Genomic DNA, 21,899 nt, shown 5'->3' with positions numbered 1-21,899 from the left:
TCCTTATTGCTTGGCAGCCGCACGCACGGCATTCACCGCGGTGGCATCGCGCAGGATGTCCTGCAGGTAGAGATTGCCGTCGGTAATCACCACCTCGCCGGCCTTCAGGCCCGATACGACCTCGGTGGTACCCGGCAACGTGACGCCGACCTTGATCTCGCGGCGTTCGAACACGTTTGGCGTGGTCGAGGTGCGCACGAATACATAGTTCTTGTTGTCGGCCAGGAATACCGCCTTGGACGGTACCGAGATGCCCTGGAACGATGCCGCCCGTACCTTGGCCGTCACGAACATCTCGGCCTTCAGGCGCCGGTCAGCGTTGGCCACGGCCAGGCGTACCTTCACGCTGCGCGAGGACGGATCGACATAGTCGGCAATCTTGACCACGGTGCCCGTGAACGTTTCGCCGGGATAGGCGGCACTGCTAAGTTGCACATTGATGCCGGGCTTGAACAGGCCAAGGTCAGCCTCGGCGGCATCGAGCTGCGCCCACAGCGTGCTCGGATCGGTAATCAGGAACAACGGCGCATTGGGTTGCTGGTCCGGGCGCACTTCCATGCCCTGGTTGATATTGCGCTCGACCACCAGGCCTTCGATCGGGCTGCGCAGCGCAAAGCGCTGGTTCACCGCATCGCCGCCGGCGGCGCCGTACATGCGCAGCGCGGCCTGCGTGCGCGCCAGGTCGGCGGCGGCACGCGCGTTGTCGGCCTGGGCCTGGTCCATATCCTTCTGGGCAATGATGCCCGCCTGGTACAGCTCGCGCTGGCGAGCCAGCGACTTGGCCGCGACGGCGCTATCGGCCGCGGCCTTGCGCGCATCGGCCTGGGCCACGCCGAAATCGGGCGACGTCAGCATGGCCAGCGGCTGGCCGGCCTTCACCGTGGCACCCGGCTGGGCCAGGACTTCCATCACGCGGCCGGCAAACGGCGTAGCTACGCGCACGGTGCGATCTTCGTTCCAGACCAGGCGGCCAGGCATGCTCAGCATGCGGTCGCCGCCACTCTGCACCGTTTGGCCGACGATACCTGGCAGCACCTTCACGCTGGCCGGATACGTGATCACCTGCCCGGTGATCTTCGGATCGTCATCGTTCTCCGGGACTTCCTTCTTGCCACAGCCGGCCAGCGCCAATGCGCACAGCGACACCACGGCGGCCATCCGCACGGCACCGGCGCGGGTCAGACGAAAATCGCTGGAAAGAGACATATTAAGGACGCGACGCATCGGTACGAACCTGGGGAAGCTTGTTGATATCGGAATTGGTGGCTTGCAGCGACGTCAGATAGGCCGACAGCGCCTTGGCGTAATTGCCCTGCGCCTCCACGGCATCGACGCGGGTCTGGCGCAGCGCGCGGCGCGCGTCGAGCAGATCCAGCACGCCGCTGGCGCCCTTGGTATAGGCGAACTCGGCGCTGTTGGCCACGCTTTCGGCGGCCGGCAATACGGATTCGCGCATCTGTTGCAGCGATGCGCGTGCAGCGTCCAGTTGGGCACGCAAACGGCCCACATCGTTCTGGGCTTCAAGCAGGATGCGGTTGCGGTCATCTAGCGCGGCGTAGTAGTCCACTTCGGCGCGGCGTGCTTCACCACCGAAGCTGTGCCGCACGAACAGCGGGATCGACACGAACACGCCATAGCTGTTGCCGCTGCCCGTGGTATTGGCCTCGGAAACGGGATAGTGCTCGTATTGTGCACCCACTGTCACATCGGGCACGCGGCCAGCGCGAGCCAGGTCGCGTGACGATGCGGCGGCGGCCAGGCGGGCTTCGGCCGCGGTCACGTCCGGACGGCGTTGCAGGATTTCCGGGTCGAACTGGGGCACCGCTGCGTCCAGGGCCGGCCAGTCCGGCATCAGCCGGTTGTCCATCAGCGTGCCCGGCACACCCATGGCCGCCGCGAGGCCGGCCTTGTCGCTGGCGTGGTCGGCGATGGCGGCACGCAGGTCGTTTTGCGCGCGCAGCGTCTCCAACTGGAGCTTGGTCACATCGGCACGCGACACGTCGCCAGCTTTCAGGCGCGTTTCGTTGGCCTGCTGCGTTTTGGCATAGAGGCCGACGGTTTCGGTCAGCACTTCCACCCGCGTCTGGCTGACCACGGCCTCATACCAGGCCTGGTCCACGGCGCCCAGTTGCTGCGCCACCACGGCCTGGACCTGCTCGCCGACGGCCGCACTGGCCTTGCGCGCGGCATCAGTGCGCAGATTGCCCTTGTTGGCGGTCTCGATGACCTGGTCGACGCGCACCGTGGAATCCACGGTCTTGCTGCGCCAGTTGCCTGCGCCCACGCCCAGGTGCGGGTTGATATTGGCAACCCCAAGGCTCAACACCGGGTTGGGCCGCTGGGACGCAATCTGGATATCGGCCTGGCTGGCCTCTTCACTACGGCGCGCGGCGATGATGTCGCGATTGCACCGTAGCGCATCCAGCCGCGCTTGCGAAAGGGTCAGGGTGGCCTTGGCCGGCGGCGGCACGCAGGGGCCGTCGGGCGGCATCGGCTCGCTGGCGGCATGGCCAGCGCTGGCCATCAGGGCAAGCAAGGTTGCCGCGACGGCACGGGAAACAGGAAAATGCACGATCAGTCTGGCTCGATTCGACTTCGGTCTGAAGTAAACGACCGTGCCAGTCGAATGGTGCACCGGGTAAGTGACTTTTATCGTTCTGTTTTACCCGGAAACCTCCTTACCATTCGCCAATAGTGACTGCGCACGATCTCCGACGTGCATTTCACCGCAACCTGATTACAAATGGCTTACATCCGACGATAAATATCGGCATGTGCGCCGAACCAACCGGTCAGGGAAAACACCGATTGGCGCCGGCATGCCTTAATTAGCCAAGCCGCCAGATCTTAATAAAACGTTAATGGACGGCGACCGAGATAATGCGTTGCGCACGTTCCAGTACCGGGCGATCGACCATCTTGCCATCCACCGCGATGGCAGCGCCTTGAGCCGCGGCGGCCTGCTCCACCACGCGTTTCGCCCACCCCAGCTCCTCTTCGGTCGGCGCCAGCGCTGCATGCACGCCGCTTACCTGGCTGGGATGGATCAGAAGTTTGGCGCCAAAGCCGAAGCGGCGCCCGCGCGCCGTATCGGCGGCCAGCGCATCGGCATCGCCAATCGCGGTGCACACGCCATCCACCGGCGCAGGCAGGCCCGCCGCACGCGAATGGAGCACCAGGTCGCTACGGAAGGCATGTAGCGGCACATCGTCATCGCTGACATCGAGGTCGAACATCAGGTCGATACTGCCAAACAGCAGCCGTGTCACGCCTGCGGTGCGAGCTACGTCGCGCAGATCCGCGAATCCGGCGGCGGTTTCCAGCAATGCATGGCACGGCAGGTTTGGCAGCGCCGCGCGCAACGCCGCCAGCGACGCAACGTCGGCCTTCGGCAATACGATTTCCCGCACTGCCTGCGCGCGGCAAAAATCGATATCGTCGGCGAAATAATTCGTATCGGCGCCGTTCACGCGCAAAAGCAATACCACACCCGCAGCATCGGCCTGCGCTTGCAGATCACGCCACGGTGCGCTCAAGCCGCTGCGCGCGGCGGCCTTGGCGTCGGGCGCGACGGCATCTTCAAGATCGACGATTACCGCATCGGCGCCGGCCGCGATGGCCTTGCCGATACGTTCCGGCCGCGACGCCGGCACAAACAGGTAGCTGCGCGGCGCACGTACGGACTTGGCGGGGGGCGAGGTGGTGGCAACTGTCATGACCTGCCCTCAGACCACACCGTCGGCGTGCAGGGTGGCGATCTGGCTGGCGGTGCAACCGGCCTCGGCCAGGATTGCATCGGTGTGCTGGCCGACCGCCGGCACCGGGTCCATGCGAGCATCTTCCATGCCCGGGGGCAACAAGGCAGGGATCGGACCGGCGGGCGTATCCACCTGGCGCCAGCGCTCGCGCGCGGCCAGTTGCGGATGTTTCCAGACGTCGGCCATGGTATTGACGTTGGCGTTGGCGATCTTTGCCTCTTCCAGCCGCTGCACCACCTCGTCCGCGGTCAGGCGCCCGAAAGCCTCGACGATTCGTGCACGCAATTGCACGCGGTTCGCACTGCGCAGGCTGTTGGTGGCAAAGGCCGCATGGGTGGTCAGCTCAGGTTCCTGCAGCACCACTTTGCAGAACACGGCCCATTCACGCTCGTTCTGCAGGCCCAGCATCACAGTCTTGCCGTCGCCGGTCGGGAACGGGCCATAAGGGTAGATCGTGGCGTGCGCCGCTCCGGCGCGCGGCGGCGGCTCGGCGCCCTCGAACGCGTAGTACATCGGAAAGCTCATCCATTCGACCATCGATTCCAGCATCGACACGTCAATGCGCTTGCCGCGCCCGGTCTGGCCGCGTTCGATCAGGGCAGCCAGCACATTGCTGTAGGCGTACATGCCCGCCGCGATATCGGCCACCGACGCCCCGGCCTTGACGCCGTCGTCCGGCGTGCCGGTCACCGAGACAAAGCCCGACTCACTCTGTACCAGCAGGTCATAGGCTTTCTTGTCGCGATAGGGGCCATCGCCGCCATAGCCCGAGATATCGCAGACGATCAGGCGCGGATAACGTTGCGACAGCGTGTCATAGTCCAACCCCAGGCGGGCCGCGGCGCCCGGCGCCAGGTTCTGCACCAGCACATCGGTCTTTTCCAGCAGCGCGGCCAGCACCGGTGCGGCGCCCGGCGCCTTGACGTCGAGCGTCAGGCTTTCCTTCGAACGGTTGGTCCAGACGAAGTGCGAGGACAGTCCACGCACCCGTCCGTCATACGCCCGTGCGAAATCGCCGGGCCCTGGACGTTCGATCTTGATGACACGGGCACCCAGGTCGGCCAACTGGCGGGTGCAGAACGGCGCGGCAATCGCCTGTTCGAGCGAGAGTACGGTAATGCCTTCGAGAGGTCTGGACATGGCAATGTGCGGGGCGGGTTGTGCAATGGGGCCAATCTACCCGTCCGCCCGCGCCATGTGAAATAGGGATTGCCGAAGGCGCCATAAGTAGAATCAATAGGCCAACCCCATTGACCTTGTGAACTTGTAAGGATCCACAACCCATGGACATTCGAGCCATGCGCTACTTCGTGGCGATTGTCGACCACGGCAGCCTGACCCGCGCGGCGGAAGTGGTGTGCGTTGCCCAGCCTGCCCTGTCCCAGCAACTGGCCGCGCTGGAAGACGAGTTCGGCGTGCCGCTGCTGCACCGCAGCGCCAAGGGCGTGCGCCCCACCGAGGCCGGCAAGACGCTCTACCGGCACGTGCGCAATATCCTGCGCCAGGTGGAGATTGCCGGGGCCGATGTGCGCGTGGCGGGCGCCGAGGTCTCGGGCACCGTGGCCATTGGCCTGCCCACCACGGCGGCCGCCGCGTTCGGCATGGCCCTGGTGCGTGCGGTGCGGCAACGCTATCCGCAGGTGCGGCTACAGCTGTTCGAGAGCATGAGCGGCTATATCTCGGAGTTGCTGAACCAGAACCGGCTCGACTTTGCGATCTTGTTTCGCGACACCCCGTCGCGCGTGGTGGAGCCCGAACCGCTGGCCAGCGAGCCGCTGTACCTGATCGGCACGCCGCCCGGGCCCGCATCTCGTATCAGGAGCGCCGATACCATTGCGCTCAAGTCGCTCGACGGCATGCCGCTGGTATTGCCCAGTGGCTCACAGGGCCTGCGCGAGGTGGTGGAGCGTAGCTTTGCCAAGGCGGGCATCGCGCTGAATGTGGTGGCAGACCTCGATTCACTGCCATTCCTGCTGGCCTCCGCACGAGAGGGGCTGGCCTGCACGATCCTGCCGGCCTCTTCGCTCGATGCAGACGATGCCGCCGTGCCGCGCCGGCGCATCCTGCCGGAACTGCGCCGCACACTGTCGCTATGCTGGCCGCGCGCGCTACCGCGCTCGAATGCAGCGGAGGCGGTGGCCGAGACATTGAGGGAGATCGTGAACGAGCGGATTGCGGAGGGGGGGTCGCTGGCGGCCGTCGGCGCAGCATAACTTGCAACGCGCGGGCACATACCGCATCATCGCCAAATCGCCGTCGTTCGTCGTCTACCCAGTCAGCCATGGCAACTGCCAGCTACGAGTTCAAGCCGCATGAACGGCCGTCGATCCCAGGGTCGCCTGCCACGCCGGACCATCCTACGCCGCGGCGCGTGGCCTATTTTTGCGTGGGCGTGCTGATCGGGCTGACCGGCGGATTCGGCAATGCGCTGGTGGTTGCGAACCTCAACAACATCCAGGGCGTGTTCGGCCTGTATAGCGACGAAGCCGCATGGTTGTCCACGGTGTACGTGATGACCAATGTCTGCATGTCGATGCTGGTGATCAAGTTTCGCCAGCAATACGGGCTGCAGCGCTTCACCAAGGTCTTCCTGCTGTCCTATGCGGTAGTCACCGCCGCGCACCTGCTCACGCATTCGTTTGGCACCGCGCTGCTGGCACGCGCCGCCAACGGCATCGCCGCCAGTGGCATGTCCACGCTGGCGCTCTACTACATCATCCAGTCGCTGCCCGCGCGGCACCGCATGCGTGCGGTGGTGATCGGCTTCGGCGTGCCGCAACTGGCCACGCCGCTGGCGCGCACGTTCTCGACGGGCATGCTCGAAGCCGGCAACTGGCAGACGCTGTACCAGTTTGAATTCGGCATGTCGCTGCTGTCGCTGGTAGCCGTGGGGCTGCTGCCCCTGCCACCCAGCGAGCGCATCAAGGCGTTCGAACCGCTCGACTTCGTTACCTTTGCACTGTTCGCGCCGGGCATGGCACTGCTATGCGCGGTGCTCGGGCAGGGCCGCATCCTGTGGTGGACCGAAGCACCATGGCTGGGCTATGCGCTATGCGGCGCAGTGATCCTGATTGCCGCCGCGCTATGGATCGAGCATAACCGCGTCAATCCGCTGCTCAACACGCGCTGGCTGGGCAGCATGGCCATCATCCGCTTTGCGGTGGTGGCCACCTCGGTGCGGATGCTGCTGTCCGAACAACCGTATGGTGCGGTGGGCCTGCTGACATCGCTGGGCATGGGCAATGACCAGCTGATCTCGCTGTACATCGTCGTGTCGATTGCCACGGTGGCCGGCATTGCCTGCAGCGCGTTGACGCTGAACCCGCAGAACCTGGGGCGTCCGATCCGCATCTCGCTGATCCTGATTGCGATTGGCGCATTCATCGACGCCGGCTCCACCAACCTGACCCGGCCGCAGAACATGTACTTCACGCAATCGCTGATCGCGTTCGCGGCGGTATTCTTCCTGGGACCCACGCTGCTGATCGGCATGGGCAGTGCCCTGCAACGCGGCATGAGCCACTTTGTCAGTTTCTCGGCGCTGTTCAGCATTACGCAGTCGCTCGGTGGCCTGGCCGGATCGGCCCTGCTTGGCACGTTCCAGACCTGGCGCGAGAAAATCCATTCGCACGCACTGGTGCAAGGCATCACCCTGAGCGATCCGCTTGACGCGGCACGCATCCAGTTGCTTGGCAATGTCTACAACCGCGTGCTTGGCGACTCGGTGCTACGCCAGGCCGAAGGTGCCATCGCGCTTGCGCAGCAGATCACACGCGAAGCCAACGTGCTGGCGTTCAACGATGTGTTCCTGCTGATCGGGATTCTTTCGACAGTCACTTTCGTGTGGTTGCTGGCACTGTACCTGGGCAAGGTCGTGCCGGGCCACGTGGCTGACAAAGACAAACCCAAGCCCTAAGCCGATCCCTCCCTGGAGACCAGATCTTGAGCGACGCGTCAGATCGCAACCCCGCACCACCGCCCGGTGACAAGCCCGAACGGCTCGAAGACCCGGTCGAGGTCCAGACCGCGCCGAAGGGCTGGGCGCCGCCGCGCGGTTCGCTGCGCTTGACCGTGCTGATTGTCACGGTGGCGCTGCTGAGCGTGCTGATCATCCTCTATGCCTGGGGCCTGCCGCCGTTCACGCCATCGATCCAGAGCACCGACAACGCCTATGTGCGCGGCCAGACCACGATCATCAGTCCGCAGGTCAGCGGTTATGTGACAGACGTTCCCGTGCACGACTTCGACCTGGTAAAGACCGGGGCCGTGTTGCTGCGCATCGATGACCGCATCTACCGGCAACGCGTGGAACAGGCGCGCGCATCGCTGGACACGCAAGTCGCCAACCTGGCCAATGCCGACCAGACCCAGCGCGCACGCGAAGCCACGGTAACATCGCAGGTCGCCAACGCCGACAACGCCAAGGCGCAGCTGCTGCGCGCGCAGGCCGACATGAAGCGTGTGGATGAACTGGTGGCCGATGGCTCCGTGTCGCTGCGCGAGCGCGACCAGACGCGTGCCGCACTACGCCAGGCCGAAGCCGCGGTCGAGCAATCACGTGCCGCCGTGGAAATCGCCCGGCAGGACGTTCGCGCCGTACTGGTAAGCCGCGATGGCCTCAAGGCTGCCGTGGAACAGGCACGTGCCGCCTTGCAGCTGGCCGAGATCGACCTGTCGAACACCGTGGTGAGCGCGCCGCAGGACGGCCGCCTTAGCCAGATTGGCGCACGGCTCGGCCAGTACGTGACATCGGGCACGCAACTGATGTTCCTGGTACCGCCGCAACGCTGGGTCATCGCCAACTACAAGGAAGCGCAGACCGCGCACATGGCGCCGGGACAGAAGGCCAGTTTCCGCGTCGATGCGCTGGACAACGCGCGTCTGACGGGCACGGTCGAGCGGCTGGCGCCGGCCGCGGGGTCTGAGTTCGCGGTCATCGTCGCGGACAACGCGACCGGCAACTTCGTCAAGGTGGCGCAACGGATCTCGGTGCGTATCGCGATCGATCCGGACCAGCCAATGGCGGAACGCCTGCGCCCCGGCATGTCGGTACAGGCCGAAGTCGATACCAGCAGTGGCCGGCCGCCAGCGCGATGAAACCGGCACGCCCTCTTCCGCTCATTGTCCTGGCCGTGGCGCTCGCCGGCTGCATGGGGCCACGGCCACCGATGCCCGAAGCCATGACACCGCCGCTTGCATGGCGTGTGGACCCCGGCCCTGGCGTCGCCATCGAGCGCGACTGGTGGCTCGCTTATGGCGACCCCGCGCTAAGCGGGCTGGTGGGCCAGGCCCTGGCACAGAACGACGATATCGCGATCGCCATCACCCGCGTGCGGCAGGCCGATGCCCAGGCACGTATTGCACGGGCCGAACTGTTCCCGACACTCGACTTCACCGCCGGCGGCACCCGGGCACGCGCGATCAATGCCTTTGGCCAGGCAGGTACCGCCAACACCGGACAACTGGTGTTCGATGCATCGTACGAGGTAGACCTGTTCGGCCGCATCCGTGATGCGGTGGGTGCCGCGCGTAGCAACCTGCTGGCCAGCGAAGCCGCGCGCGACACCACCACTTTGTCAGTCTCGGCCGCAGCGGCGCGCGGCTATATCACGCTGCGCGCGCTCGATGCCCAGCTCGACGTGGTGCGGCAAACGCTGACCTCTCGTGCCGATGCACTGCGCCTGGCGCGCGATCGCGCACGCGCGGGCTACACCTCGCAACTTGAATATGAGCAGGCGCGTGCCGAGTATGAATCCACCGCCCAGGCAGTACCGCAAGCCGAGCTGGCGGTAGCGCGACAGGAAAACGCGCTTGGCGTGCTGATCGGCAACGGCGATGCATCCGGTATCACGCGCGGCTTGCCATTGCAGGCGCTGCAGCAGCCCCCGGTGCCGGCCGGCCTGCCGTCCGACCTGCTGCGGCGCCGCCCCGATATCGCCCAGGCCGAGTACACGCTGGCAGCCACCGATGCGCGCCTGTCCGCCGCGCGCAAGGCCTATCTGCCGAGCATTCCATTGACGGCTTCCGGCGGACTGGTCTATGCCACCGGACTCGCCAATCCCGTGCGCATCTGGACACTCGGCGGCAGCGTGCTGGCCCCGCTGTTCGAGGGCGGCCGTATCGTCGCGGGAGCCGACGCGGCGGCCGCGCAACGCGATGAAGCGGCCTATACCTACCGGCGCGTGGCGCTGAACGCGTTTCGCGAGGTCAACGACAATCTCGCTGCGGTGCAAAAGCTTGGTGAACAGGAAGCACGGCTGCGCGAGCAACGCGACGCACTGGCCGCCGCCCTGCGCCATGCCACGAACCGCTATCGCGCCGGCTACTCGCCCTATCTGGAACAGCTCGACGCGCAACGGCAACTGTTCAGCGCCGAGCTGAACCTGATCCAGGCCCATGCGGACCGCCTCAACGCCAGCGTGGCGCTATACCAGGCCATGGGGGGCGGATGGCAGGCAGAAGCTGGAGCTACGGCCGGGCCTGCCCGATAAGAAAACCTTATGGTACTAGTCACCGATTGAATTTCTCTGGCGCGCGTGGCTCGGCTAGAGTGGCCCCCAAGAAAAGCATGCCCGGACGGATGAACACACCACCCGCCGTGCCGCATGAACAGGAGACTACATGCTTCGCAGCTTCCGCGCGCTGGCCGGCGTGGCCCTGGCCTTTGCCGCCATCGGCCACGTACACGCCGACACCTGGCCGTCCCGCCCCATCCAGATGATCGTGCCGCAGGCACCGGGCGGCACCAACGATATCGTCGCGCGGCTGGTAGCCGCCGACCTGTCGCAACGACTGGGCCAGCAGGTGGTGGTGGAGAACCGTCCCGGCGCTGGCGGCAATATCGGTACGCAGGCCGCCGCGCGCGCCACGCCCGATGGCTACACGCTGCTGATGACCATCAGCAGCACTCAGGCGATCAATCCGTCGCTCTATCGCAGCATTCCGTTTGATCCGGTCAAGGACTTCGAGCCGATCTCGCCAGTCGCCACCGTGCCGAACGTGCTGGTCGTGAACCCGGCATTCCCCGCCAAATCGATGGCTGAACTGATTGCGATGGCCAAGGCCAAGCCCGACTACTACCGCTTTGCGTCGGCCGGCAACGGCACGCTGAACCACCTGCTCGGCGAGATGCTGAACAGCATGGCCGGCATCAAGCTCGAACACGTGCCATATAAAGGCGTGGCCCCCGCGTTGAACGACGTGCTTGGCAATCAGGTGCCAATTGCGTTTGCAAGCCTGCCTTCGGTGCTGTCCCATATCAAGGCGGGCAAGGTGCGCGCGCTCGGTGTGAGCTCAGCCAAGCGATCGCCGTTCGCACCGGACGTGCCGTCGATCGGCGAGACCGTGCCCGGCTACAGCGGCGACCTCTGGGTGGGCCTGTTCGCGGTGCGCGGTACGCCAAAGGAAGTCGTGCAGAAGCTGTCCACCACACTGCAGGCAGCACTGGCCGACAAGGCGCTGCGCGACAAGCTCGCGGCGCAAGGCGCCGAGGTACTGAGTGCCACGCCGCAGCAATTCGCGGGCATGCTGCGCACTGATATCGACAAGTGGGCGAAGATCGTCAAGCAGTCGGGCGCGCAGGTGGACTGAGACCAATCCCTTAATCACAAAACCCTTAATGCCGCAATCACGCAGTGCCGTGATTGCGGCATTGTCGTTTTGGCGAAACGCGTGTCATCAGATCAAATGACAGCGGTTGTCGCAAAAGCAGCAAATCTGAAAAATTCCCGTCGGTGCGTGTCAACAAAACTTTAGGTCTTGTTACCATCCGCACCGAATTCAGTACAGACGCGTGTGCAAGAGCCAATCCGGGCGAATCAACGCACGGAACATCGCACAAACGGCGCATAAAAAAGTCGCATAAGAAGTCGCATAAGACATTGCACGACAAGACGCGCATCAGCGCGCTGTCCAACGGGAAACGGGAAACACCTCAATATGTTTACAGCACACTCGCTGCGGGGGAGCAGCGTTGCTGGCGCGCGCCTGCGCCAAGGCTTTGTTCGTCCATTGCCCGCGCTGGGCAGCATCGCGATGGCCATGCTGGCAACTTTCCACGGCACCGCATGGGGCCAGACCAACCCGGCCGCCGTGCTGGACCGCCAGAGCCAGATCATCGAAAGCCAGCAGCGCGACCGCTTGCGCGAGGATCAGGAACGCGCGTTGCGCGCGCTGCCGCCACCGGGCGGCACCAACCTCGACACGGTAAAGCCGCAGGTACAGGTACCCGATATCGGCGTGGTGTGCCGCGACATTCGCGAGATCGAGATCAAGGGCGATACGCAGCGCGTGCCTGACTACCTGCGTCATGAGATTACGCGCGACCACGCTGGCCGCTGCCTCTCGGCCAGCGACCTTGAAGCCATTCTGGCGCTGCTGACCAAGAGCTTTATCGACCGTGGCTTCATTACCACGCGCGCCTACCTGCCCGCGCAGGACCTGCGCACCGGCAAGCTGGAAATCACCGTGGTGGAAGGCCGTATCGAACGCTACGAGATCGAGGGCGGCCGCAACGGTGCAATCTGGCCGCACGGTGCATTTCCCGGCAATCCGGGCGACGCACTGAACCTGCGCGACCTGGAACAGGGCATTGACCAGATCAACACGCTGGCCTCGAACAACGCGCGACTCGACCTGCGCCCAGGCAGCCAGCCGGGTCAGACCGTGGTAGCCGTGCAGAATGCCTCGAGCTTCCCGGTGCACCTCTATGGCTCCTACGACAACCTGGGTACCGCGGCCACGGGCCGCAATGCGGCGTCGGCCACGGTCACGCTGGACAGCCTGCTGGGCCTGAACGAACTGTTCGCGGTGACGCGCCGGCAGTCGGTGTTCCCGGCCAGCGGCGGGCACAAGTCCGATTCCACGGCCGTGCACGCGCAGTTGCCCTACGGCTACAACACCTTCATGGTGGACTACAGCCAGAGCAACTACACCAACACACTCTCGCTGCCCAGCGGCACCACGCTAAAGGCCACCGGCAAGACTGACACCTGGAGCGTGGGTGGGGATCGCGTGATCTTCCGCGACCAGGCCAGCCGCGTGGCACTGTCCGCACGGTTGACCACGCAGGAAAGCAAGAACTGGCTGGGTGGCGAGTTCCTGCAGGTCAGCAGCCGTACGCTGACATTCCTGGATGTCGGCGTCAATGCGTTCACGCAAGCCTACGGCGGCATCTTCAACGGTCGCCTGGCCATGGTGCAAGGCCTGTCGCTGCTGGGTGCACTGCATGATTCGCCCGACCTGCCGCGCGACCTGCCGCACGCCCAGTTCAACAAGTTCACGCTGGATCTTGGCTACAACCGGCGCTTCAATATCGGCGGCACGGGACTGACGTTCTCCACGCAGTTCAGTGGCCAGGCTGCCAACGACACGCTCTATGGCACGCAACAGATCCTGATCGGTGGCCCTTCATCGGTGCGCGGCTTCCAGAATTACACGCTGGCGGGCGACAACGGCTACTACATGCGCACCGAACTGGGCCTGCCGTGGCAGTTCGCCACCGAAGCGGCCGGCAATATCGCCGGCCGTGTCTATGCGGGCTTCGACTGGGGCAACGTGACCAACCGCGCGGCCGGGGTGCCGTCCGGTTCGCTCTCCGGCGCCACGCTCGGCGTGGGCCTGTTCTGGAAGACCGTCAGCGTCGACGCCTTCGCTTCGCGCGCCGTGCGCGCGCCCTCCTCCCAATTCCGCGAAGGCACGCTGTTCAGCCTGCGCCTGTCCGCTTCGATCTGAGGTCTGCCGCCATGAACCACATCTATCGCGTCATCTGGAATGCCGCCACAGCCACGTGGACAGCAGTCGCCGAAACGGCCCGCGGCCACGGCAAGAGCAAGAGCGAACGGCGCGCTGCCCGCGCGGCATTGATTACCGGCGGCCTGGTCGCGGCGACCATGCCGCACGCGCTGCTGGCGCAATCGGTATCGGTGGCGAACGGCAGCGGCAAGACCAATGCCTATGTGGCGCCCAATGGCACCACCGTGGTCAACATCGACACGGCCAATGCGGCTGGCCTGTCGCACAACCGTTACAACAGCTACAACGTCAACGACAAGGGCGTGGTGCTGAACAACACCACATCCGCACAGATTGCCTACCAGTCGCAACTGGCCGGACAGGTCACCGCCAACTTCAACATGACGAACACCGCCAAGGTGATTCTCAATGAAGTGGTATCCAACAACCGCAGTACGCTGGCGGGCTTTACCGAAGTGCTCGGCGGCCGCGCCGATGTGATCCTGGCTAACCCGTATGGCATCACGTGCTCGGGCTGCGGCTTCATCAACACCGATCGTGTCACGCTGACCACCGGCACGCCGTACCTGAACGCCAACGGTTCGCTGGGCGGCTTCACGGTCAACCAGGGCGACATCCTGATCAACGGCAACGGCCTCAATGCCACGGCCCAGCAGATGCTGGACCTGGTAGCCCGCACCGTGAAGCTCGACGGCACGATCAACGCACAGGACCTGTCGATCACGGCGGGCACCAATCGCTACGACTACGCGAGCCGCTCGGTCACAGGCACGGTGCCGGGTGCGGGTGCCGCGCCCGCGTATGCGATCGACAGCTCGGCACTGGGCGGCATGTATGCCAACCGCATTCGCCTGACCGCCACCGAAGCCGGCGTCGGGGTACGCATGCTCGGCGACGCCGCGGCATCGGCCGACGATTTCACGCTGTCGGCGGCGGGCCGCATCGAGCTGCAGAACCGCATCTCCGCGCAACGCGATGTTCTGGTGGCCAGCACCAGCAACGACGCCACGGCACTGGCACTCGCCAATGCCAGCATCACGTCGGGCCGCAATACCACGCTGAACGCCACGCAGGGCGGCGCCAACCTCGCGGGCGGCGCCATCGTGGCGGCCGGCGATCTGGCCGTCAATGCCGCATCGCTGATCGACAACGCCACATCGGCCACGCTCGACAACAACAATCTGCGCACCGCAGGTGGCACGCTGGGCCTGGCGATTGGTGGCGCAGCCAACGTCACTGGCACACGCTGGACCGCTGCCGGTAACTGGCAAGGCCAGTTCGGCAGCCTGACCATCGGCGCGGCTACGCGCTTCCAGTCGTCGGGCGCGTTGGCTGCCAGCACCACCTCGGGTGACATGAACCTCGGCGTGGCAGCGCTGCAGGCCAGTGGCGACCTGCTGTTGACCACCGTGGGCAAGCTCGTTACCGCAAAGGATGCCGACCAGGGCCTGCAGAGCCTGAACGGCAACGTCAGCCTGAATGCCGCGCAGGGGCTGGACAATGCGGGCGTAGTCACCGCCGACAAGGGCAGCACCACGCTGCGCGTGGACGGCACGATCGCCAATAGCGGCACCGTGCACGCTGCCACTACACTCGACATTGCCGACCGCAACGGCACGGGCACACAAGCCGTGACCAACAGCGGCGACTTGCTGTCTGATGGTGCACTGGCCATGAAAGCCGGCGCCATCCAGAACACCGCGAGCGGCTGGGTACAGGCCAACACCGGCAGCACGATCGAGGGCACCAGCCTCGACAACGCCGGCGCCATGCTGTTGTCGCAACAGGCTAGCGCCAGCGACACTGTGGCGCTGAGTGGAAACCTGACCAACAGCGGCACGCTTCAGTCCAAGGGCAACGCAACGCTTGCCGCGCGGGACGTCAGCAATTCACGCACATTGCTGGCCAATGGCACGCTGGCCATCGATACCACGGGCAACGTCACCAACCAGGCCGGCGCCATTGCCCAGGCGGGTCAGGCGCTCAGGGTGAACGCTGGTGGCAACATCGCCAATCAGTCGCTCGCCACGCTGCGCGCCGACAACGTGACACTGACCGCGGCGGCGGGACTGACCAACGACGGCCTGGTCAGCGCCGACAATGGCACGGCAACCTTGCGCGTGGACGGCACGCTGCGGAACAACAGCACCGGTACGCTGCAGGCCAGTCAGAAACTCGATATCGCCGATCAGCATGGTGGCGCCACGGAGGCCATCGACAATACGGGCGCATTGGTCTCGAACGGCACAATGGCAATCCAGGCTGCCTCGATCACGAACACCAGCAATGGCGTGGACGCGGCCAGCGGTGTCATCCAGGCCAAGGCGGGCAGCACCGTTACGGCGGGCACCATCGACAACAGCGGCACGTGGCTGCTTTCACTGCAATCTGGCGGCATCACCACGCTGACCACCACCGGCACGCTGACCAACAATGGATTCCTGCAGGCCGCGGAAGATGCCACGCTGACCGTCGCAAAACTGGTCAATGCACGAAACGCCGCGCTACGTACCGGCCGCGACCTGTCACTGGTGCTTGGAAGCGGCACTGCGCTGGATAACAGCGGTACGGTACAGGCCATCGGCACGCTCGGCATCGCCGGTACGGGTGCGGCACTGACCAATGCCACATCCGGCAAACTGCTCGGCGACCGCCTTAATTTCAACGTCGCCAGCATGGACAACAGCGGCATCGTGCAGGGTGGCAGCAGCACCACGAGCTCGATCACGCTGACCGGGGTATTCCTGAACCAGTCCACTGGCGTCACCACGCTGGCGACGGCCGCGACCGGCGCGGGTTCTCTTGCCGCCGCGCAGATCGACAACCGGGGCACCCTGCAATCGTTCGGTGCGATAACACTGGGCGTCGGCGCCTCGGGCCTGACCTCGACCGGCGACATCCTGACTGGCGGCGACCTCAATATCGGCGCAAGCGGCAGTAACGACTACACCGCCACGATCAACGGCACGGTACAGGCCGGCAATGCACTGCATATCGACAAGGCCACCGGCAAGACTGGCACCACGCTGTCGATCCAGCAAGGCAAGACGGTCACGGGCAAGACTGTCGATATCGACATGAATACGGTCAGCCTTGCCAAGGATGCCGTACTGGCGGCCAATGGCAACCTGAACCTGACCGCCACCACGCTGACGCTGGCCGGCGACAGCAGCAGTACCGCACGTATCGTGGCCGCGATGGACGGTGCGGGCAAGGGCACGGTCACGGTCAACAGCGCGTTCACCAATAACGGCCTGTTGTATTCGAAGTCCGACCTCGATGTGGTTGCCCAGCACATCACCAACTCTGGCACCGGCGGCATTGCGGCATTGCGTGACCTGTCGCTCAAGACAAGTGCCGGCCAGCTCGACCTGACCACCGCCACACCCGATGCCAGCGCTGGCAACATCACCAACAACGGGACGATCTACGCCGGCAGCAAGCTTGATATCACGGCCAACGGCACGCTGACGAACACCAGCACGATCAGTTCGGGCGGCCAGATGACCCTGCGCGCCAACACGCTGGTCAACAACTACGACATCGTCAGCAACGCCGGCATCGACATCGTCGCAGCTACGCTGCGCAATGAAGTACCCGGTGGTGATACGCGCGCGTGGGGTGCGGACAGCACGCATGCCACGGCACGCGACGGTTCCGGGTACGACGATGGCGGTGACGGCGGCAATCTCGACGAATTCCGCGACTTCAAGACCACGTGGACCGTTTCGCAGTACTACACCGGTGGCACGCCGGGCCATGCTCCGCAGATCCTGGCCGCCACGGCCCTGAAGCTGGCTTTCCACGAAGGCAAGAACCTGGGCGGCATTCTCTGGGGCGGTCAGTCGGTCACGATGCAGGGCTTCTCCGCCGACAGCGCCCAGACCAATGGCAATGCCTACAAGGCGCAAGGCATCTGGGATGACCGCGGCCATGGCTTCGTACTGTCTGGCGCGACGTTCACAAACGACAGCCTCGCACTCGAAACGCGCAACTACACCCAGTACTACACCGAGACGCGCAAGGAAGCCGGCCCGGCCGGTGGTATCGAGATCTACGACTGGCATCTGTGCAGCAACAAGGGCGATGCCAACAGCAAGTATGACGAGGGCTGCCGCTACAACGGCTACAGCACGAGCTACTCCAGCACCTACAACAATGCACTGAACGCTGGCATCCATACCGTACTGCTGACCGGCAGCGGCTTCACGCTTAACAACAACGGCGCCGTCACGAATGGCGCCGACAACAGCAGTCGTGCCGGCACCTCGAAGCCGACCAGTACGGGCACCAGGCAGACCCCCACGCCAGGTGCGGTGGGCACCGGTAGCCTGACGAACCAGAGTGGTGGCGTGGGCGCTGCGGGAGGCACCTCGCTGGTCGCCGGCAATGCAGCCAACGGCGTCAGCGGCACCTCGTTCGGGGGCATCAATATTCCGCTGCCGACCAATCCGAACGGCTTCTTCGTGATTGCGAAGGAACCAGGTGCCAAGTATCTGGTGGAAACCAACCCGCTCTACATGAGTGGCACGGCTACCTATGGTTCGGACTACCTGACCAAAATGCTGGGCTACAGCACCGACGAGATCGGCCTGCGCCTTGGCGACGCCAGCTATGAGAATTACCTGGTCAAACAACAACTGATTGCGCAGACCGGCAATGTGCTGCTGGCCACCTACCAGAACGGCGACGCACAGATGCAGGCGCTGTTCGACAATGCCGCGTCGCAAGGCAAGAGCATGGGCCTGGAATTCGGCAAGGCCCTGACGCCCGAGCAGCAAGCCAACCTGAAGCAGGACATCGTCTGGATGGTGCAGACCGTGGTGGACGGCAAGACCGTGTTGGCACCGGTGGTCTACCTGTCGCAGAGTACCAAGGCCAGCATCAACAGCGGCGCCGTGATCTCCGCGCAGGACGCCAGCCTGAACCTGGCCTCGCTGAACAACACAGGCGGCACGATCCTTGGCGGCAAGTCGCTGGTGGTCACCTCGACCGGCGATATCACCAATACGTCGGGTGTCATCAAGGGTGGCGACGTGAGCCTGACGTCCACGACGGGCAGCATCGTCAACAAGACGTTCAGCACCGGTAACGGTACGGACCAGTTCTACCAGACCACGGTTGGCAAGACCGGCTCGATCGAATCAACCGGGTCCCTGTCGCTCGACGCGAAAAAGGACATCACGAACCTGGGCGCGACGATGAGCGCCGGCACCGATGCCAGCCTCAAGGCCGGCGGCAACGTGACATTCGACACGATCGAGAATCGCAACACCAACACCACCGGCAGCAATATCGGCCCTGACGGCAACAAGGGCATCACCACCACGACCACCACCACGGTGCAGCAGGTGAAGTCCGGCCTGACCGTTGGCGGCAACCTGAATGCCCAGGCCGGCAACGACATCACGCTGGCCGGTACCGATGCCAGGGTGGGGGGCAATGCCGACCTGAACGCCGGCAATAACGTCAACATCGTCGCACGTGAGAACACCACCACGACCAGGACCACCAGCGAATCGAACGGCTTTGGCCAGAACAATTCGCTGTATGGGTCAACCAAGGTAAGCACCGATTCCACTTCGGTGCGCAACGTTGGCAGCAATCTGGAAGTCGGTGGCAATGCGAACGTCACGGCGAAGAACGATGTGACGATCCAGGGCTCGAACGTTGACGTGAAGGGCAATGGCACGGTCAACGCCACCAACGTCAATGTCCTCGCAGGTCGTAACTACGACGAAACGCATACCACCACCGAACGTTCGGGCATCATGCAGGTCAGCGCGGCCGGTAGCCGATCGTCGGGTGCGGAGGCATCGGCATCGGCATCTTCCGGCCGCGGCAGCGCAGCGGCGGCGGCGGGCGCATCGGCGGAAGCGACCGGCACCGGATCGGCGGGCCTGGCATTCAGCAGCACCACGAAGACGCAGACCGATACCACCGACCTGCGCCATGTGGGCTCGAACGTCAACTTCGGTGGCAATGTCACGATCAATGCCACGCAAGATGTCAACCTTCAGGGATCGAACGTCAAGGCCGGCGGCAATGCCACGGTCAATGCACAGAACGTGAACCTGCTGGCTGCCGAAGACAAGAAGACCTCGACCACCACCACCACGAGCACGTCGGTAGGCCTGATGGCCAGCAGCACGAACAAGGCCGAGGCAGAAGCCAGTGCCAGCGCGAACGCGGCAGCCGGCAAGGGCAATCCGAACGCGGCCGCCAATGCATCGGCAAGCGCGTCGGCAAACTCGGAGAACCATCTCGACCTCGTGCAGCACAGCACCAGCACCACGTCGACGCTCGATACCACCCACCAGGGCTCGTCGATCAGTGCCGGGGGCAACCTCGATGTGAAGGCCACCAACAACCTGACACTGGAAGGCTCGCAACTGGCATCGGGTGGCAACATGAACCTCGACGCCCGCGACATGAGCTTCAAGGCGGTCGACGACGTGCACGAAACGCGCTCCAGCAGCAGCACGACCACTGCGGGCTTCTATGCCAGCGGCAATGCCAGCGCGGAAGCACAGGCTGGCGCCGGCGTTGGGCTTGGCGCGAAGGCCGGCGCGTCCGCCGAGGCTTCCGCGCGCGGTGAAGTGGGGCTGTACGGATCGAATACGCGTACGAGCAATGTCGACGGATCGACTACCGCGGTGACGTCGGGCATCTCGGCTGGCGGCAATATCACACGTACGGCAACCCACAGCATCAACGACGTCGGCACCCAGATCACCGCTGGGGGCAACCTTACGCAATCGGCACAAACGATCACGAGCCAGGCCGCCGCCAATACCACGTACAGCTCGTCGAGCAGCGCCACCGACACGGCCAAGGTCGGTGCGTACGCGGAAGCATCGGCTGGCGTATCGGCCGATGCTTCCGCGGGTCCTGGCGCCGGCAAGCCTGCCAAGACCGAGACCTCGGCAGGTGCAGGCATTACGGCCAGCTACCAGCATGACGATGCGTCGTCGACATCGAACACCAGCAATGCCGTGGTCTCGAACATCAAGGTCGGCGGCAACGTGACCAGCACGTCGACCAATGCCACCACGCTCGAAGGCACGACGATCAGCGCCGGCAAGGATGTGACGCTCAATGCGGGTTCGCTTGACTACCGTGCCGCCGCCAATACCTCGAGCAGCACCAGCAACAGCACCAGTGCGGGCGGCAAGGTAGACGTCGACATCGTCAACAAGAGCGCCAGCGTGGGGGTCAATTACCAGGGCGACAAGTCCAGCGACAGCAGCAGCAATGCGGTGGTCGGTGGCATCAACGCCGGCGGCAACCTGTCGATCAACACCAAGGGCGACACGCGCCTGGAGGGCACCAACCTGGCGGCCGGCGGTGCCGCAAGCGTGACCACGGGCGGCAACCTGACGTTCGATGCGGCAAAGAACACCAGCAGTTCCAGCAGCCAGAGCGTGGGCGTGGAAGTGGGCGTGACAGCCGGCAAGGGCGAAGGCGGCGCCAGTGTTGGCGTGGGTGTCGGCAAGGCATCGAGCAGCGGCAATACCGATGTGGCCGGCAGCATTGCCAGCGGCAGCGGTCCGCTGACGATCAAGAGCGGCGGCGATGCGACGTTCACCGGTACGTCACTGGCCAGCGGCAGCGATGTCAGCGTGGCCGCTGGTGGCAACCTCACGTTCAATGCCGCCCACGACAAGCAGAGCAGCCAGTCCACCACGGTGGACGTCAGCGCGGCGGCTTCGGGTGGCAAGAAGGAGAATGTTGGCGGCACCAAAGGCGCGAACGGCCAGAAGACCGGCGGCAAGACCATGAACGAGCGCAGTGGCGAAGCCGAGCTTGGCGTGGGCGTGCAGAACTCGCAAAGTGATATGGCAAGCGGCGCCAGCATCAGCAGCGGCGGCAATATCAAGCTGTCGTCGGGTGGGAATACCACGCTGGAAGGCACCCAGGCCAACGCCAATGGCAGCATCGGCGTGGCCGCCGGCGGCGCCGTGACACAGAAGGATGCGGTCAGTACGTCGAGTTCGACCGATGTGAGTGTGTCTGCTGCGGGGTCGGGTTCGAGCCTGACCGCGCCGACGAAGAAGACCGGGACTACTGGCACCGGCGGCACGGGGGGGACTACTGGCACGAAACCGCGTGACCCCTACGCGCAGCAGAAGGGCAGCGGCGTGGCCAACGTGGGTGTCGATGTCCAGAGTTCGACAACGTCGCAGAAGACATCGTTGAATGGCGGCCAGGGCGTGACTATTACGTCGGGGCAAAAGTAAACCAGCAGGTGGTTGATATGCCCGTGGTGGCCTCCCCTCGCCCGCGTCGCGGGGAGCAAACCGGCCGCTTTTGATATGCCTGTGGTGGTCTCCCTGTGGTGGTCTAATTTCCTCAGACAGGTCGATAGGTGGAAAATCACGATCGACG

11 protein-coding genes are annotated in these 21,899 nt (G+C 64.7%); 7 read left to right on the top strand and 4 right to left on the bottom strand.

The genetic code is table 11. From position 1 onward, the window contains the following. Positions 1 to 3 precede the first annotated feature (3 nt). From ACO550_RS29110 to ACO550_RS29095, 4 genes are all read right to left on the bottom strand, one after another. The gene (locus ACO550_RS29110; RefSeq protein ID WP_315595656.1) at positions 4 to 1,206 is read right to left on the bottom strand and encodes an efflux RND transporter periplasmic adaptor subunit; all 1,203 of its coding nucleotides are present in this window, start codon (positions 1,204 to 1,206) and stop codon (positions 4 to 6) included. Position 1,207: 1 nt separating this feature from the next. Beyond that, on the bottom strand, positions 1,208 to 2,524 hold the full coding sequence (locus tag ACO550_RS29105) for a TolC family protein (RefSeq protein WP_315595668.1): 1,317 nt from the start codon (positions 2,522 to 2,524) through the stop codon (positions 1,208 to 1,210). Positions 2,525 to 2,858: 334 nt separating this feature from the next. Continuing rightward, positions 2,859 to 3,716 carry an aldolase/citrate lyase family protein gene (locus ACO550_RS29100; RefSeq protein ID WP_315595657.1) on the bottom strand — a complete coding sequence of 286 codons (858 nt, stop codon included), beginning with the start codon at positions 3,714 to 3,716 and terminating at the stop codon, positions 2,859 to 2,861. Between the two features lie 9 nt (positions 3,717 to 3,725). Next, positions 3,726 to 4,898, bottom strand: coding sequence for a CoA transferase (locus ACO550_RS29095; RefSeq protein ID WP_315595658.1), 1,173 nt, complete (start codon positions 4,896 to 4,898; stop codon positions 3,726 to 3,728). A gap of 143 nt (positions 4,899 to 5,041) precedes the next feature. On the opposite strand from ACO550_RS29095, the gene ACO550_RS29090 reads away from it, so the two are divergent. The 7 genes from ACO550_RS29090 (at position 5,042) to ACO550_RS29060 (ending at position 21,751) form a co-directional block, all read left to right on the top strand. Next, positions 5,042 to 5,971: a LysR substrate-binding domain-containing protein gene (locus ACO550_RS29090; protein ID WP_315595659.1), complete on the top strand. Its 930-nt coding sequence runs from the start codon at positions 5,042 to 5,044 to the stop codon at positions 5,969 to 5,971. A gap of 68 nt (positions 5,972 to 6,039) precedes the next feature. Then, positions 6,040 to 7,674, top strand: coding sequence for an MFS transporter (locus tag ACO550_RS29085; protein WP_315595660.1), 1,635 nt, complete (start codon positions 6,040 to 6,042; stop codon positions 7,672 to 7,674). Positions 7,675 to 7,700: 26 nt separating this feature from the next. Then, entirely contained in the window at positions 7,701 to 8,855 is a 1,155-nt protein-coding gene (locus tag ACO550_RS29080) for an HlyD family secretion protein (protein ID WP_315595661.1), read from the top strand. Then, positions 8,852 to 10,249, top strand: a complete 1,398-nt coding sequence (locus tag ACO550_RS29075) for an efflux transporter outer membrane subunit (protein ID WP_315595662.1) — start codon at positions 8,852 to 8,854, stop codon at positions 10,247 to 10,249. Before ACO550_RS29080 ends, ACO550_RS29075 begins: the two co-directional genes overlap by 4 nt. A 130-nt stretch (positions 10,250 to 10,379) precedes the next feature. Next, positions 10,380 to 11,348 (top strand): tripartite tricarboxylate transporter substrate-binding protein, encoded by a 969-nt coding sequence (locus ACO550_RS29070; RefSeq protein WP_315595663.1) that lies wholly within the window; start codon positions 10,380 to 10,382, stop codon positions 11,346 to 11,348. 348 nt (positions 11,349 to 11,696) lie between these two features. Continuing rightward, a complete protein-coding gene (locus ACO550_RS29065) occupies positions 11,697 to 13,490 on the top strand; it encodes a ShlB/FhaC/HecB family hemolysin secretion/activation protein (RefSeq protein ID WP_315595664.1) in 1,794 nt (597 codons plus the stop codon). Between the two features lie 11 nt (positions 13,491 to 13,501). After that, entirely contained in the window at positions 13,502 to 21,751 is an 8,250-nt protein-coding gene (locus ACO550_RS29060; protein WP_315595665.1) for a hemagglutinin repeat-containing protein, read from the top strand. Positions 21,752 to 21,899 lie beyond the last annotated feature (148 nt).

The organism is Cupriavidus sp. (assembly GCF_057315035.1).
Note: the sequence above shows the minus strand (reverse complement) of the source record. Positions and strands in the feature narration are given on the sequence as shown.